This window comes from Nitrobacter hamburgensis X14 (assembly GCF_000013885.1).
In the GTDB taxonomy this organism is placed as follows: Bacteria; Pseudomonadota; Alphaproteobacteria; order Rhizobiales; family Xanthobacteraceae; genus Nitrobacter; species Nitrobacter hamburgensis.
In genome coordinates, this window is sequence record NC_007964.1 from 2,235,847 (window position 1) to 2,249,024 (window position 13,178).

Genomic DNA, 13,178 nt, shown 5'->3' on the forward strand with positions numbered 1-13,178 from the left:
GTTTTACCGCGTTGCTTCTGCAAGAAGCCCGAACACCGAAAAAACCAGCGGTTTTCGCTCGAGATTGTAGGTTTCCGTCTCGCGCGCGGCATTGTTGATCTTTTCCCATACCTCCGCCAGCCGTGCAAGGCGAGGAAGATTGGCGTTGGCATCGCCGGTGCGGAGACGCTCGGCGATCCAACGGTCAACGCTGTCGACGAAGGCGCCAAGCGCGGCGCGGTCGCTGCCGCCGAGCGCATCGCCCAGTGCGTGCAGTTCGCGCGGATCGACCTGCGGAAGGCTGTCCAACAACGCCGCCGTCCGCTGATGAAGTTTCAGCGCGCCGCCCCCGACCAGGGCCAGCGCTCGCGCCACGCTGCCTTCGGCCGCGTCGGCGGCTTCCCGCAGCGACGCATCGTCGGGCGCGATCCGCGCCGCCTCGGCGGCCGCCCGGATCACATCGCCGGCGGCCAGCGGCCGCAGCGCGAGCTTGCGGCAGCGCGACTGGATCGTCGGCAAGATTCGGGCCGGCGCGTGGCTGACTAGAAGAAACAGCGATAGATGTGGCGGCTCCTCGAGAACCTTGAGCAGCGCGTTGGCGGCATTGGGGTTGAGTTCGTCGACGGTATCGACGATGCACACCCGCCAGCCGCCCACGGCCGCGGTCGAGCCGAAAAAGGCGATTGTCTCCCGGGTCTGCTCGACGCTGATGACCGTGCGCATGACGCCCTTTTCGTTGGGCGTCCGCTCCAGCGTCAGGAGTCCGCCATGCGTGTCGGCCGCGACATGGCGGGCAACCGGATGCATCGGGTCCAGTTCGAGCGTTTCCGCCGATTGCACCGGCGACATGGCGGGGTCGCCGTGCGCAAGCACAAACCGCGCCATCCGGTAGGCCAGCGTCGCCTTGCCGATCCCCGGTGCGCCGCCGATCAGCCACGCGTGCGGGATGCGGCCGCCACGGTAGGCGTCGAGCAAGGTTCGCTCCGCCTCGCCATGACCGAAAAGAGCGGTGGTTTCGCGCGGATGCAGGACGGACTTCTCCGCGGCGGTGGGGCGGGCGATCATGCGCGTGTGACTTTCGTGCTGGAGTCCGCCACCAGCACGCGGTCGCGCAGCGCCGCCCACACGCCCGCGGCGACGGTATTGACGTCGGCGTTGGCGTCGATCACCACGCAGCGTTGCGGGTCGCTCGCGGCGATGTCCCGATAGGCGTCGCGGAGTTTCTGGTGAAACGCAACGTCTTCGGCTTCGAAGCGGTCTGGCGCGCCGCTGCCGCGGCGAACGGCGGCGCGCTGCATCCCGATCTCCACCGGCACGTCGAGGATCACGGTCAGGTCAGGCTTGAGATCGCCGATGGTCACCCGCTCCAGCGCGTTCAGCACGCCGGGCAGTACGTCGCCCAGCCGGCCCTGATAGGCACGGGTCGAATCGGCAAAGCGGTCGCAGAGCACCCAGATGCCCTGCTCCAGCGCGGGCTTGATGACAGTATGCACATGGTCGTCGCGCGCCGCCGCAAACAGCAAGGTTTCCGCGTAAGCGCCTAGCAGCTTTCCCATGCCGGACAGCACGAGGTGGCGAATGATTTCGGCGCCCGGCGATCCGCCGGGTTCGCGGGTGACGATGGCCCGCAGCTTCGCCGCATTGAGACGCTCGGCGAGGATGTTGATCTGCGTGGATTTGCCGGACCCCTCGCCGCCCTCGAAGGTAATGAAGCGCCCGCGCAGCAGGCCCACTTTGGGCGCGGCCTCGGTCATCAGAGCCTCGCGGCGCCCGAGCGCACCATCCCGATGACGAGCTCGATCGCCCCGTCCATCGCGCGGCGCATGGTCGAGCCGACGCCGACGGCGTCCGTGGCATGAACCGGCGTTTCGACCGCAACCTCCTTGCCGCGCCACACCTTGATAACGCCGATGGGCTGTTCCGGCGCTATCGGGGCGTGAACAGGTCCCGTATAGACGATACGTGCGATCAGCCTGTCGCTGCCGTTCTTCTGGACCATGACCTGGACCGGTTCAGACGCGGCGACCCGGACGGAGCCACTGTCGCCGCCAAACACCTTGGCGTAGCCGATCGTCTGTTCCGCGGCGAACAGGGTTCGCACTTCGAAATTCCGAAAACCCCATTCCAGCAGCTTCTTGGCTGCGGCCGCGCGGTCGTCCGCGCTCGCGAGGCCGTTCACCACGACGATCAGCCGCGTGCCGTTCTGGACGGCCGAGCCGACCATGCCGTAGCCGCCCTCCTTGGTGTAGCCGGTCTTGAGCCCGTCGGCCCCCTCCATCGCGGTCAGCAGCGGGTTGCGGTTGAACTGGCGGATCTTGTTCCAGGTGAATTCGCGTTCGCCGAACAGCTTGTAGAAATCCGGGTACGTCAGGACGATGTGGCGCGCCAGCACAGCAAGCTCGCGGACCGTCATCTTGTTGCCGGGATCCGGCAGGCCGTTGGAATTGGCGAAGGTCGAGCGGGTCATGCCCAGGTCCCGCGCCCGCGCTGTCATCTTTTCCGCGAAGGCGCTCTCGTTACCGGCAATGCCCTCCGCCAGCGCCATACAGGAATCGTTGCCGCTCTGGATGATCGCACCATGCAGGAGATCGTCTACGGAGACGCGGCTGTTGATCGCCGCGAACATGGTCGATCCGCCAGAAGGCGCCCCGCCCTTGCGCCAGGTGTTCTCGCTGATAACGAACTCGTCGGTGAGCTTGATCTGGCCTTTCCGGATGGCGTCGAACACCACCTCCACCGTCATCAACTTCATCATGCTGGACGGTGCATGCAGTTCGTCGGCGTTCTTTTCGAACAGCACGCTACCGCTGTTGGCTTCGACCAGAATCGCGGTCGGGGCAACCGTCTCGTATATTTCTTCCTTCTTGGCACCCTGCACGCTGTTGTTGGCAGCCAGCGCGATGCCATCGAAGCCGACCGCAAGGACAATGGCGGCGGCCATCAGACCGCGCCAGGTGAGGCCCTGGCGTCTGTCAGGCGTGAAAGATCTGGCTGTCATGCACCGCGTCCCGAATAGGAAGTTCTAACAGTTGGGACCATCGCAAACAACATGGGCCGCGCCCGGATAGCGCCGGGGCATGTCGATACGGTTGATCGGTTGCGGACGAGCGGCGCTTAGTAGAGTCCGCGCCCCGAGAGCGGTTCGCTCGGTCCGCGCGGGTCGATGGGCGCATAAGCGGCGACCGGGCGGACATCGCTCGTCACGTCGTCGCCGCTGACGTCGTAGGAAACCGCCCGAGGATTATCCCGCATCTGTGGATGCGGCCGAGCGCGGCTGGACGCCGACATTTCGGACGTCGCATTGATCGAGTCGGCGTCCACCGAGGTATGTCCGAGCGCATAGGGTCGCCCGTCCGGCGTCGGTACATCACCGCGGATCGCGCGTCCGGACGGCGCGAGTTCAGGCACAAACGGCCGCGCCGACGCGATCCTGACCGTGGATGGCGACGGCGCCGGTTCACCGGTTCGCAGAGTCGCCATCAATTGCCGGTCATCCGAACCTTCGAGTGGCGCGCGTCCAACGTATTCGACCCGGACCCGCGCGACGCCCCTGCCCTTGAACTCCAGCAACTCGGCGGCCTTGTTCGAGACGTCGATCAGCCTATTGCCGTGATACGGCCCGCGATCATTGACGCGGACGATCAGGGATCTGCCGTTGCTGAGGTTGGTCACCCGTGCATAGCACGGCAACGGCAGCGTCGGGTGCGCGGCCGACAGCGAGGCCATGTCGAAAACCTCGCCGTTGGCGGTCAAACGGCCATGGAAGGCGTCACCATACCATGAAGCGAGCCCTTCGGCACGGTAATGGGTATTTTCCTCGGGAACGTAGACGCGCCCGGCGACGGTGTAAGGCTTGCCGACCCGGTAAGTCCCGCCGCCCTTCGGCACCGGCTCGCCGAAGCCGACGACCCGGGGGCTGCTCGAAACCCCGTATTTTGGATCAATCCGGCTGAATTTGCCCGACGACCCGCAACTGGCCAACATCAGGCACACGCCCGCAGCCGCAATAGCGCGCGCGGCACGGCCGATTCGATCTGAGTCTGGCTTCCCCATGCGCCCCCAAGACCAATTCCCCGGCGGCATGCCACGTATCGCAGCGCCGGTCAGCATGATACGGCCCACATCCATACCAAGCCGTGAACATATCGCAGCGCGAACACGGCGGAAATGGGGAGAGTGGGCGATCGGCGGGACAGGTGGTAAATCGAAGGTTGCTGCCCGGCGGGATGGAGTCGTCCTCCGCATTGGCCTGCTCGAAGGCAATTCCGATCCGGTTCTGCTTGATCCAGATCACCCGGCAGCGCCGAATCACGCGATCCTTCTCAGTCATGAGTTGGAAATGTGACGGGACAAAAGCCGGATCCGGGACTTCGACGGCAGCTCCGTGGGAGGACACGTTCAACAGTCGACAGCGCATACTCAATCCGCCAGCGGAAATGTAAGCCGGTTCGTCGATTTCGACGCGCGGATGTTTGCGGCGATCGTCCATTGGTGAATACTTTGTCTTTACGTATGCACGCGGGATGATCGCGACGCTCGCGCCATACCACGCGTCCTCAGCGGCACGAACTCTATCGCGGTCGGCCTAACGAAACACCAATGGGCATGAAGTTTCCGGCAGCCTCAGGCCGGCTTTTGCACACAGGACGATCTTCGCCGCCCGTCAGAAAGCGATCTCGATCTATCCGAAGGTATAGGGAAGAGCGCATCGCCGTCCCCGCAGCGATGCATCGAACCCTGGCCACGATGCTCCAAAACGAGCCTGGGCCAGAGGCGATACAGAGGCAACAGAGGGCATGACCATCAGCTCAAGGAAACGATCAGCATGAGCAGACATGCCGTTGTAAAACCGTCTGTTTTGATGGGGGAAGCTGACCTTCTGCTGAAAACGGAATCAGCGGCGGCATGACCGTGTCTTGCTCCGGTAGCGTGAAGCAGGCTCGACGACTGGCTTTCGAGCCGCCCCTCGTGTGCATCGCGGATAGAATCATCCTTCCGCCACCGATCTGGCTTTTTGTAGAAAACCCGTTCGCATTGCGCTTCGACGAGGCGTGCGGTAAGCGGTCGAAATTCCTGAGACGACGGAAGGGTGGCCGAGTGGTTTAAGGCACCGGTCTTGAAAACCGGCGTGGGTGCAAGCCCACCGTGGGTTCGAATCCCACCCCTTCCGCCACTGGCCATTCCCAACCTGTCCCATGAGATTAAAAAAGACTAGCATTTGCCGTTAGATACGCCGTAAACTAGTCCCGATCCGTCCCTCTATCGTCCCAGCCAATCCCAGAAAAAACGGGGTATCGAATGGGGTATCTGGGACGGGAATGGGGTATTTTTCGATGCTAACGGATACTGCGATCAGGAAGGCAAAACCGGGCGACAAGCCCTTCAAGATGGCCGACTCTGGTGGCCTTCACCTCTATGTCTCGACCGCGGGCGGCAAGCTTTGGCGATTCCGCTATCGGTACGCCGACAAAGAAAAGCTCCTCACTATCGGTCCTTACCCGGATATCAGCCTCGTTGATGCCCGTGCGGCCCGAGACGCCGCCAAGGCATCCTTGCGCGACGGCCGCGATCCCGGCGTCATCAAGAAACTGCGGAAGCTCGCCAACGTCACCAGCACCGCCAACACGTTCGAAGCGATCGCCCGCGAATGGTACGACCTGAATAAGGGCCAATGGGTCGAGCGCCATGCCGACGATGTACTCACCAGCCTTGAGCGCGAAGTCTTCCCTGTGCTCGGCAATATCCCTGTGGCCGATATCAAGGCGCCCGAAGTCTTGGCTGTGCTGCGCGGTATCGAGGCTCGCGCGAAGGAAACGGCGCGGCGAGTCCGGCAGCGCATGTCGGCGGTGTTCGTCTACGCAATCAGCTCGGGCCGCGCCGACGCCGATCCGGCCGCGACCGTCCAGAAGGCCATGGCTCCGATGGTCAAGGGACGCCAGCCTGCCATTACCGATCTGGATGCCGCCCGCGAGATGCTGGGGAAAGCCGAAGCCGAGAAAGCGCATCCAGCTACAAAGCTAGCCCTACGAATTATTGCCCTGACTGTCGTTCGTCCGGGAACGCTCATCACCACGCCATGGTCGGAGTGGACCGATATGGAAGATGGCGTCTGGCGCATCCCGGCGGCGCGGATGAAACTGCGGCTGCAACACAAGGATGATGATGCTCGGGACCATTGGGTGCCGCTATCAAGGCAAGCCTTGGAGGCTGTCGAAGCGCTGCGCACCCTGACCGGCCGCGGTCCGATCCCCTTCCCGAACACCCGCCACGCGCACAGGACCATGTCAGAGAACGCCATCGGGTATCTGTTGAACCGTGCGGGGTATCACCACCGCCATGTCCCCCACGGATGGCGGGCAACATTTTCCAGCGTGATGAATGAGCGGTTTCCGGCTGACAAACCGATTATCGACCTGATGCTGGCTCACGTCCCGAAGGACAAGGTCGAAGGTGCTTACAATCGCGCCCTGCATCTGGAACGCCGCCGAAAGTTGGCGCAGGAATGGGCGGACTTGATCTTGAAGGATGCGCGGCCCGCTGCTGATTTGCTGGTCGGACCGAGGAAGTAGACCGGCACCCATCGGATGCCGGTCTGCCGATCAATCCGTCAGCGGTCAGAACACCTCCACACCAACCAACACGCGTCCACCCGTCCGCGAGACTGGTCGATTTTTGCGAACTGCACCGACGCCCTCTTCAAGGTCGATCGTGCCCAAGTGGTTTGCCTGCCAACTGGCAGAGGCTTGGTTGAAGGTCGACGTCCAGCCAAGGCTCGCCTCGCCGTCCTCGGTCGGTTCAGCGCCGTCGTGTTCGTCCTCGCAATCGTCGCCAGCATTGGCGTTCATGGCGAATCCGAAACCTTCCTGCGGTTGATCCTCTGGACGGAAGCCGCCGTTAGAGAAGCCCAGCGACGGTTCAAGGTCGTTGTCACCATCCATAGTATTCAGCATGTCGATTAATAGGTCGATTTGGGCCTCGACGACTTGGCGGCGTATCGGTTTTGGTGTGGTAGATTTGGCCTTAGCCATGCTCGCGGTCCTTTCGCGGGTTTGGTTAGGGCCGGACGCGAGGTCGCCACCTTGCTCCGGCCTGTCTTTTCTGATATCAGTTAAGAATGGCTAAGTCAATAGTTTCTAATATCAGAAAACGTCCGCAGGGAAGACCGCGCGTGGATGCTGTGCCTGTGATGGTGCGGATGCCGCCGGAAGAGATGCAGGACGTCGATAAGTGGATTGAGAAACGACCTGAGCCAAAGCCGTCACGGCCAGAAGCGATTCGCAGGCTTGTGGAAATCGGCCTCATGGCGAAGGGTTAGCTTCCGCTCTCCTTTCAACCTGCGGTAGACTACGCCGGCTGGGGAGAACCATCATGAAACTCAGGTTTGTTGCCGCTCTTTTTGCGGCCCTGTCGCTCGCCGCGTGTCAGACGGCGCAACCACCCTCAACGGCGAGCGGAAAGCCGGAAGTAACTATCCGAGCGCCAGTGTCCAAGATCAAAGCGTTGATCATTAGTCACGCCATGAACAACGGCATGAGCATCACTAAGGACACCGAATACATGCTGCAGTTCGACAAGCCGACCACTAACCTTGGGGCCGCAGTGTTGCTCGGATCGAAGTACGATAGCACGCCCAACGTACGCTATGTCATTACATTCGCGCCACTTGGCGATGAAACGCGCGTCATAGCTTCAGCGATGTTTGTTACTAATCCAGGGTCAGCCTTCGAACATCTTACGCCGGTCAACGCCGGTCCCGGCATTGATGAAACTCAAAATGAATTGCAGCAGATCAAGACAATGGCTGAGACGCGGGAGATTCCTGTCGCTTCGGCCCCACAGAAGAAGCATAGCCGCATCCACTAAACCGAACACGCGCGATAATGACCCTAAGGGCCTGTAGCATAACTATACGTAGGCTAGTGGTATTTGGGTTGAGGGCGAAGCGATAGATGACTTGGGTTGATTCTGGGCCGCTATCTATCCTCGGCTAATCTCTGCCATTGGCTGCTCGTGGAAATAGGCCTTTAGGAATTGGGAGGCTAAGCGAATGAAGGCAGGACTACTGGTGCTGGCTCTCGCGGCGTCGATTACGACACCGGCGTTCGCCGAGTGGCGCGTTGACCAGTTTAAAGATCAAATGACGGATAAATTGATCAAGGTGCCAACGCTGGCCGCTAAGTCTCTAGATCACGGTGTCTCCGCCGCGATCGAGATAAGCTGCCTGCAGGGTGACCGGTTGTTCACAATTTGGCTATCTTCGGGGCTCTCTCGCGGACGCCTGTCGGGCCGGCTTCGTACCGATAATAACCGAGTTATCCCATCTTCATTTTTAAAGGTTTTCTCCGACCCTCATCGCATTCCGATCATAACCGTCCCACCTTATGATCTTTGGGGCCGGAAACGATTCCGTGTTGAGCTTTTTCCAACCGGGTCATCGAGTTTGTTCTTTGATTTCGACCTTATCGGAATTGATAAGGCAATCGCTGCGCTTCCGTGCAACAAACCACCTGGGAAAACTTTTGATAGCCCTTTATCGAGCTATAATCTCGAATAGACGCAAACGTAATCATAGAAGCGTGATGATGCTCATTGTACCCGCGGCACTAACAAGTAGGGGTCGCAATCCTACCGCCGGGTCCACCACCGCATATGATTCCTTATCCAAGCCCGAGTTGTGCTTTGACGTATGCCGCCCCAATCTGGGCAATCGCTGGCAGTGTCATAGCTCCGACCGCCTTTGCCTTCTCCTTCACCTTTCGCCATATCGCCGGATCCCGAACAGTCTCCAGAAATTCGTGCCCATTATATGTGAGCCGACGCACGCTGTAGATCACGCGCACAAGGCTGGGGTCTTCATTGTCGGGAACACGGTGTAAACCCGCCTCGATAAAAACAGCATCGGCGAGCAGTACAACGTGGTAGTCGATCTGATCCTTGGTCCAGCCATCGATTTTGATACTATCGAGATCAGAGATTGGACGCGTCGCGTGCTCTTCGATGTGCAGCAAGAGTTGCCGCACAAGATCAACTTCCAACTTCATGTCAGCCCACCGAATCCCGCGATGAATGCTGACACTATGACTCGGATCGCGGCGTAATTCCTCTATTTTTCCTTCTAACCCCATCACAGCACATCCGTCTGGCACAGAATATCAACCCAAGCACGGCGCACGTCAGGCGTAATGCTCTTGATGCCGTACAGATTTCCGGTGCGGCTGTTTTTCAGTTTCCAAGTCGTCAAGGCATCAGCCAGTGCAGATTGCCATCGCAAGGTAACAACCAGCGTCTGCTCAGTGGCGAGCCTGCCCTGCATGACTTCCTCGCCGGCCTTCAACACCTTGATCGCGGCCGGAGCCGTGACAACAGTTTCCCAGCTTTGCGTACTACCGCCCGCACCGTCGCTCACGGTTACGAGTGCTTGCAATTCCACCTTCTCGCGCAGATCACCTGCCGTCGTCATGCATTGAATCCCTTCAAAGCTGTTTCCCATTCCGGGTCATCATAAAGCGATGTTGTCGCCGCGCTGCCGCCTGCGGATGCTCTGTTGACGCTCATGGCGCTGGCCTGCGCGCCATCGATCGATAGCCATTTCTTCTGTTTCGTGAATCTCACGATATGTCCGGCTGCATTCGTCTCCGCTTCGACATTGGCGAAGCAGAATCGCAGCACCGGATGACCACCGTGCTTGAACTTCCGACCGATAATCGCGCGCTGCAATTCGGCGATTGCCGGCATCATGCTCAAGCTGCCCTGGCGATGTTCGATCGCAGGGAGACCATCCTCTATGAGATTGTTGAGCAGATTACGCGCCATCGCAGGATCGCACGCGATCTCCTGCACGCTGTAGGTCTCGCAAAGCTCCCTGATGCGATCCTCGACAACCCGGAAGTCGATCACGTTGCCGGGCGTGGCCGTTATCAACCCTTTGCGCGCCCATTCGATATAGGGAGCACCGGTTGCCTCTTGGCGTTGTCGCAAGTTGTCCTGCGGACAAAAGAAGTGCGGCTGCACGATGTAGTCGTCGCCGTCACGGAAGCACGCGATAACGACTGAAAGATCGATACTAGAACTAAGGTCAACGCCCAGCCAACATGGCTCGCCGTCAAGGATAGCGGTATCAATCTCGCCAGCGCCCTCGTCATAAACGAGCATGTCGACGAACGGCGACGAACTGCTATCTTCCCAGATGTTGAGTTTGTATCGCTTCAAGCTGCTGCGCTCGGTCGGATTGTCTTGAGCGCGTTTGACGTGACGGCGAAATCCCTCAATCGAGGGATAGCCGTGCGGACTACCCGGATTAACGCGCCGCCAAACTTCCTCGCTTGTGTAATCGCAGTCCGGTTCGGCCTCGAACAACACCGGCAACACGGTCGGGTCGACGATCTCGCCGCGCGCAATCTTTCGTGCCCGGTCGATAATCTCATAACCGATATTGTCGGTGCCGCGGCCTGCGGTGGTCGTGACGACAAGCAAGCTGTTATCGATCTTATCAAGGCCGTTGGTCAGAACAGTCCATAAATCCTTGCCGCGCCAGATATGCGTCTCGTCAGCGAGCACAAAAGCAGGCGTGCGGCCTTCAGACGATGGCGCGTCGGCCGAGATAATCTCCAGCTCGACACTATCCTTCGGGTAGGCAATTTTCTTTGCGCTGTTGAAGGCGTCGTAAACCTTCGTCGCTTTCACAAGCCGCTTATCGGCCTGCACTATGCCGCGCGCCTCTTTGAAGGCGATGCCGGATTGCTTACGATCCGAAGCCGAAAAAATGACTTCGCTACCGGGCATACGCTCGGGGCCGATCGTGTGCAGCAAAGCCAGCGCCGCGCCAAGGCTCGTCTTACGGTTTCCCCTTGGCAGTAGCATGGTGACGGTGTTGACGATGCGCCGCCCGTCATCATGCCGCGGGCCGTAAATGCGGCGCACGATACGCTCTTGCCACGGATCAAGCTGGAACGCCCTGCCCGGCAACGTCGACTTCGGATGCTTCAGCCGCCGAAGAAACGTAACGGCACGCTCGCCGTAGCCGAATGGATCGGGGATCTCCGAGCCGTCATATATCCACTCGGGGAACGTACTCTTTGCCGTCATGGTTACATCGATAGCGGACTGTCGTCATCCGCATCTTGATCTTCATGCACGCCGGCGCGGCTACGCGACGATGGTGATAAGCCTAGCTCCGCAGCCCAGCGTCGGGACTCAGCGGTGGCCTCGCGTAACGTTGCGAAAGCCGGATTGCGCTTCAACTCGCCCAAGCGGTTTTCAACATAGGCACCGTATTGCGCGATGGCGGCGCGAGCGTCGACGATATCGGCTGCGGCCTCGCAGAAACGCTCGACTGCATGAAGGTCGGCAACCGACAAGACGCGGCGCTCAACCAGAACCGGCATAACCCGCTTCCATTCGGCCCTCGCCGCTGGCGGGAAATGTTTCGGCGGTTGCGGCACCGTGCGGATGGCATCTGCGATCGGCTGCGGCGTGGCCTTACGGCCTGCGGTGTGCTTCATTAGCCGAAGCTCCAGCCGCGAAGCTGGTTGAGAATATCGCGTGCGCCGTAGGGTATCTCGCGCAGCGTATCGGGCACCGCAGACTCGCGCGTCTCGTACCAAGCCGAGGCAATCAAAAGCGTGGCCTGGCGCACGTCATCTGGGATAGCCGAAGGTGGCGAGTCCGCTTCCGGGTCATGATCCAGAAAGCCGCGGACGTACTCTGTCGCGGCGGCAATCTGCGCCTCGATCAGGTCGTCATCGTCATCGAATCCGATTCGAGCATGGGACTTGAAATCGTCAAGCGTTGCATAAGGCATTTAGGAACCTAACATTTAGGGAGTGACCCAATATGGAAATCTCTTGCGCGCTTGGTGGCCGCCGGTAGCTAAGGGATCGCGGCAAGTCTGCGCCCACCCGGGGACGGCATTGCGCTGCGACAGCCTTGGCGCGTGGTGCGATGGTTCAAGCGAGACGCAACGTGGTGCCATCATTCCGAACGCGCATCAGCGGGCTTGTCTGTGCCCTTAACGCGAACATCATCGAATGCCATGACGCACATCATATCGTCGTCGAATGGTAACAGCGCGAGCAACTCGTAACGCGTGCTGCCGTTGACCACACCGACGACGCGGCATGGCATCCAGACACGATTGCCTGTGCTGTCGCGCGCCTCGTACTCTGCCTCGAATGGTTCGATCGGTATCATTGCTTGATTGGTCTTCCAAAGCCGCCTTCGCAGGCGATGTTCTGTCTATTGTTGCAGGCGATGCAGGAAGGCTTCCAGTTGCTCCGCACAAGGCGTAAGTGCGGTGCTTTACGGATACTCACCCGATGCGCGACCAGTACGGCAGGCCGACCACAATCCGCGCATACATCATTGCCAGTCTCTGCGAGATACGCCTTAGACAACCGACGCCACTCGGCATCGTATCCTCGCTGCGGTGCCGCAGGTCTAAGCTTGTCACGCTCTGCCTTCCGTTTGATGGAGCATTCGCACCGCTTGCCGGCTGGTACGACCCGGCCACAGGTGCATAGGCGTGGCGCTGCAAATGGCATTAGCGAGCACGGTGACAGAAGTACCAGCCCGAGGATTCCAGAGCGTCAATCAATTGCTCTGCCAGACTGTCATCCGCACCGCGTGACGCCAGCAGCAGCTTAATGATATCGATAGGCTTTCGGATGGTCATGCGAACCCCTTAGAAACGGCGGGGGAATCCACCGTCGCGGATTCCCCCTTGGTTGCGCGCGTTCAGCACGTCACGTCGCGCGCAGCCATACCAGTTACGCTACCGGCTTATCGGCCGCATTGCCCTTCACCACGATGGCGCCGGCAACGATGCTGGTGCCGCTCGTCTTGGTGATGACGGCGCGGATGTAGCGCTTATTGCCGATGTAGCCCTGCTTGTAGGTCGAGGTTGCGGCAAGGCTGGCAGGCAGCGTGCCGACAAGATCGCCGGCCACAACATCCGTGAAGTCGCCGTCAGTCGTGGTGTCAGACTCCTGGACCTTCACAACGTACAAGCCAGCGGTGGTGATCGCGCCGGTATTGACGATGACCGCCGCACTGTTGAAGCCCTGAAGGTCAACGGCGGTGCCTTTGGTGGTCGCAGCGTAGTCGACGGGAGCAAGCGTCTGGTCGACGCCGATGTTATTCGCGATATCGCGCATTACTATTTATCCTTATTGAAAAGAGAAAGTGAGCGGGCCGAAGCCCGC

At 60.3% G+C, this 13,178-nt stretch carries 16 protein-coding genes and 1 tRNA gene; 4 read left to right on the forward strand and 13 right to left on the reverse strand.

Annotated elements, in window-relative coordinates:
• Nucleotides 1–3 precede the first annotated feature (3 nt).
• The 5 genes from NHAM_RS10230 to NHAM_RS28175 all read right to left on the reverse strand — a co-directional run bounded on the left by NHAM_RS10230 (nt 4) and on the right by NHAM_RS28175 (nt 4,468).
• Nucleotides 4–1,044: a DNA polymerase III subunit delta' gene (locus NHAM_RS10230; protein ID WP_011510488.1), complete on the reverse strand. Its 1,041-nt coding sequence runs from the start codon at nt 1,042–1,044 to the stop codon at nt 4–6.
• On the reverse strand, nt 1,041–1,733 hold the full coding sequence (gene tmk, locus NHAM_RS10235) for a dTMP kinase (RefSeq protein ID WP_011510489.1): 693 nt from the start codon (nt 1,731–1,733) through the stop codon (nt 1,041–1,043). Before tmk ends, NHAM_RS10230 begins: the two co-directional genes overlap by 4 nt.
• Entirely contained in the window at nt 1,733–2,977 is a 1,245-nt protein-coding gene (locus NHAM_RS10240) for a D-alanyl-D-alanine carboxypeptidase family protein (RefSeq protein WP_011510490.1), read from the reverse strand. Before NHAM_RS10240 ends, tmk begins: the two co-directional genes overlap by 1 nt.
• Nucleotides 2,978–3,093: 116 nt before the next feature.
• Nucleotides 3,094–4,032 carry a septal ring lytic transglycosylase RlpA family protein gene (locus NHAM_RS10245; RefSeq protein ID WP_011510491.1) on the reverse strand — a complete coding sequence of 313 codons (939 nt, stop codon included), beginning with the start codon at nt 4,030–4,032 and terminating at the stop codon, nt 3,094–3,096.
• Nucleotides 3,920–4,468, reverse strand: coding sequence for a PilZ domain-containing protein (locus tag NHAM_RS28175; protein ID WP_245269869.1), 549 nt, complete (start codon nt 4,466–4,468; stop codon nt 3,920–3,922). The genes NHAM_RS10245 and NHAM_RS28175 overlap by 113 nt, the downstream gene beginning before the upstream one ends.
• A 594-nt stretch (nt 4,469–5,062) precedes the next feature.
• On the opposite strand from NHAM_RS28175, the gene NHAM_RS10255 reads away from it, so the two are divergent.
• Both NHAM_RS10255 and NHAM_RS10260 read left to right on the forward strand, forming a co-directional pair.
• A tRNA-Ser gene (locus NHAM_RS10255) sits at nt 5,063–5,152 on the forward strand.
• A 160-nt stretch (nt 5,153–5,312) separates the two neighbouring features.
• Complete coding sequence (locus tag NHAM_RS10260) at nt 5,313–6,548, forward strand: tyrosine-type recombinase/integrase (protein ID WP_041358925.1); 1,236 nt, start codon at nt 5,313–5,315, stop codon at nt 6,546–6,548.
• 45 nt (nt 6,549–6,593) lie between these two features.
• Here NHAM_RS10260 and NHAM_RS10265 read toward each other — a convergent pair whose 3' ends face one another.
• Entirely contained in the window at nt 6,594–7,007 is a 414-nt protein-coding gene (locus NHAM_RS10265; RefSeq protein WP_011510493.1) for a hypothetical protein, read from the reverse strand.
• A 340-nt stretch (nt 7,008–7,347) separates the two neighbouring features.
• Between NHAM_RS10265 and NHAM_RS10270 the strand changes: the two genes are divergently transcribed.
• Entirely contained in the window at nt 7,348–7,842 is a 495-nt protein-coding gene (locus tag NHAM_RS10270) for a hypothetical protein (protein ID WP_011510494.1), read from the forward strand.
• A 184-nt stretch (nt 7,843–8,026) separates the two neighbouring features.
• Nucleotides 8,027–8,533: a hypothetical protein gene (locus tag NHAM_RS10275; RefSeq protein WP_011510495.1), complete on the forward strand. Its 507-nt coding sequence runs from the start codon at nt 8,027–8,029 to the stop codon at nt 8,531–8,533.
• A 103-nt stretch (nt 8,534–8,636) separates the two neighbouring features.
• Here the strand turns inward: NHAM_RS10275 and NHAM_RS10280 are convergent, their stop codons facing one another.
• The 7 genes from NHAM_RS10280 to NHAM_RS10310 form a co-directional block, all read right to left on the reverse strand.
• Nucleotides 8,637–9,020, reverse strand: a complete 384-nt coding sequence (locus NHAM_RS10280) for a DUF2513 domain-containing protein (protein ID WP_041357949.1) — start codon at nt 9,018–9,020, stop codon at nt 8,637–8,639.
• 83 nt (nt 9,021–9,103) lie between these two features.
• Complete coding sequence (locus tag NHAM_RS10285; protein WP_011510497.1) at nt 9,104–9,439, reverse strand: phage head closure protein; 336 nt, start codon at nt 9,437–9,439, stop codon at nt 9,104–9,106.
• Nucleotides 9,436–11,064 (reverse strand): terminase large subunit, encoded by a 1,629-nt coding sequence (locus tag NHAM_RS10290; protein WP_011510498.1) that lies wholly within the window; start codon nt 11,062–11,064, stop codon nt 9,436–9,438. Before NHAM_RS10290 ends, NHAM_RS10285 begins: the two co-directional genes overlap by 4 nt.
• Nucleotides 11,065–11,066: 2 nt before the next feature.
• On the reverse strand, nt 11,067–11,480 hold the full coding sequence (locus NHAM_RS10295) for a phage terminase small subunit P27 family (RefSeq protein WP_011510499.1): 414 nt from the start codon (nt 11,478–11,480) through the stop codon (nt 11,067–11,069).
• Nucleotides 11,480–11,779: a head-tail connector protein gene (locus NHAM_RS10300; RefSeq protein ID WP_011510500.1), complete on the reverse strand. Its 300-nt coding sequence runs from the start codon at nt 11,777–11,779 to the stop codon at nt 11,480–11,482. Before NHAM_RS10300 ends, NHAM_RS10295 begins: the two co-directional genes overlap by 1 nt.
• A 170-nt stretch (nt 11,780–11,949) precedes the next feature.
• On the reverse strand, nt 11,950–12,168 hold the full coding sequence (locus NHAM_RS10305; protein WP_041357951.1) for a hypothetical protein: 219 nt from the start codon (nt 12,166–12,168) through the stop codon (nt 11,950–11,952).
• 575 nt (nt 12,169–12,743) lie between these two features.
• Nucleotides 12,744–13,130, reverse strand: coding sequence for a hypothetical protein (locus NHAM_RS10310; RefSeq protein ID WP_011510502.1), 387 nt, complete (start codon nt 13,128–13,130; stop codon nt 12,744–12,746).
• Between the last annotated feature and the right edge of the window lie 48 nt (nt 13,131–13,178).

Coding starts and splice junctions, on each gene's coding strand:
- NHAM_RS10295 (WP_011510499.1), bottom strand. CDS start 11,480: ATGAAGCACACCGCAGGCCGTAAGGCCACGCCGCAGCCGATCGCAGAT.
- NHAM_RS10300 (WP_011510500.1), bottom strand. CDS start 11,779: ATGCCTTATGCAACGCTTGACGATTTCAAGTCCCATGCTCGAATCGGA.
- tmk (WP_011510489.1), bottom strand. CDS start 1,733: ATGACCGAGGCCGCGCCCAAAGTGGGCCTGCTGCGCGGGCGCTTCATT.
- NHAM_RS10280 (WP_041357949.1), bottom strand. CDS start 9,020: ATGAAGTTGGAAGTTGATCTTGTGCGGCAACTCTTGCTGCACATCGAA.
- NHAM_RS10275 (WP_011510495.1), top strand. CDS start 8,027: ATGAAGGCAGGACTACTGGTGCTGGCTCTCGCGGCGTCGATTACGACA.
- NHAM_RS10265 (WP_011510493.1), bottom strand. CDS start 7,007: ATGGCTAAGGCCAAATCTACCACACCAAAACCGATACGCCGCCAAGTC.
- NHAM_RS10245 (WP_011510491.1), bottom strand. CDS start 4,032: ATGGGGAAGCCAGACTCAGATCGAATCGGCCGTGCCGCGCGCGCTATT.
- NHAM_RS10230 (WP_011510488.1), bottom strand. CDS start 1,044: ATGATCGCCCGCCCCACCGCCGCGGAGAAGTCCGTCCTGCATCCGCGC.
- NHAM_RS10270 (WP_011510494.1), top strand. CDS start 7,348: ATGAAACTCAGGTTTGTTGCCGCTCTTTTTGCGGCCCTGTCGCTCGCC.
- NHAM_RS10310 (WP_011510502.1), bottom strand. CDS start 13,130: ATGCGCGATATCGCGAATAACATCGGCGTCGACCAGACGCTTGCTCCC.
- NHAM_RS28175 (WP_245269869.1), bottom strand. CDS start 4,468: ATGGACGATCGCCGCAAACATCCGCGCGTCGAAATCGACGAACCGGCT.
- NHAM_RS10305 (WP_041357951.1), bottom strand. CDS start 12,168: ATGATACCGATCGAACCATTCGAGGCAGAGTACGAGGCGCGCGACAGC.
- NHAM_RS10290 (WP_011510498.1), bottom strand. CDS start 11,064: ATGACGGCAAAGAGTACGTTCCCCGAGTGGATATATGACGGCTCGGAG.
- NHAM_RS10260 (WP_041358925.1), top strand. CDS start 5,313: ATGCTAACGGATACTGCGATCAGGAAGGCAAAACCGGGCGACAAGCCC.
- NHAM_RS10285 (WP_011510497.1), bottom strand. CDS start 9,439: ATGACGACGGCAGGTGATCTGCGCGAGAAGGTGGAATTGCAAGCACTC.
- NHAM_RS10240 (WP_011510490.1), bottom strand. CDS start 2,977: ATGACAGCCAGATCTTTCACGCCTGACAGACGCCAGGGCCTCACCTGG.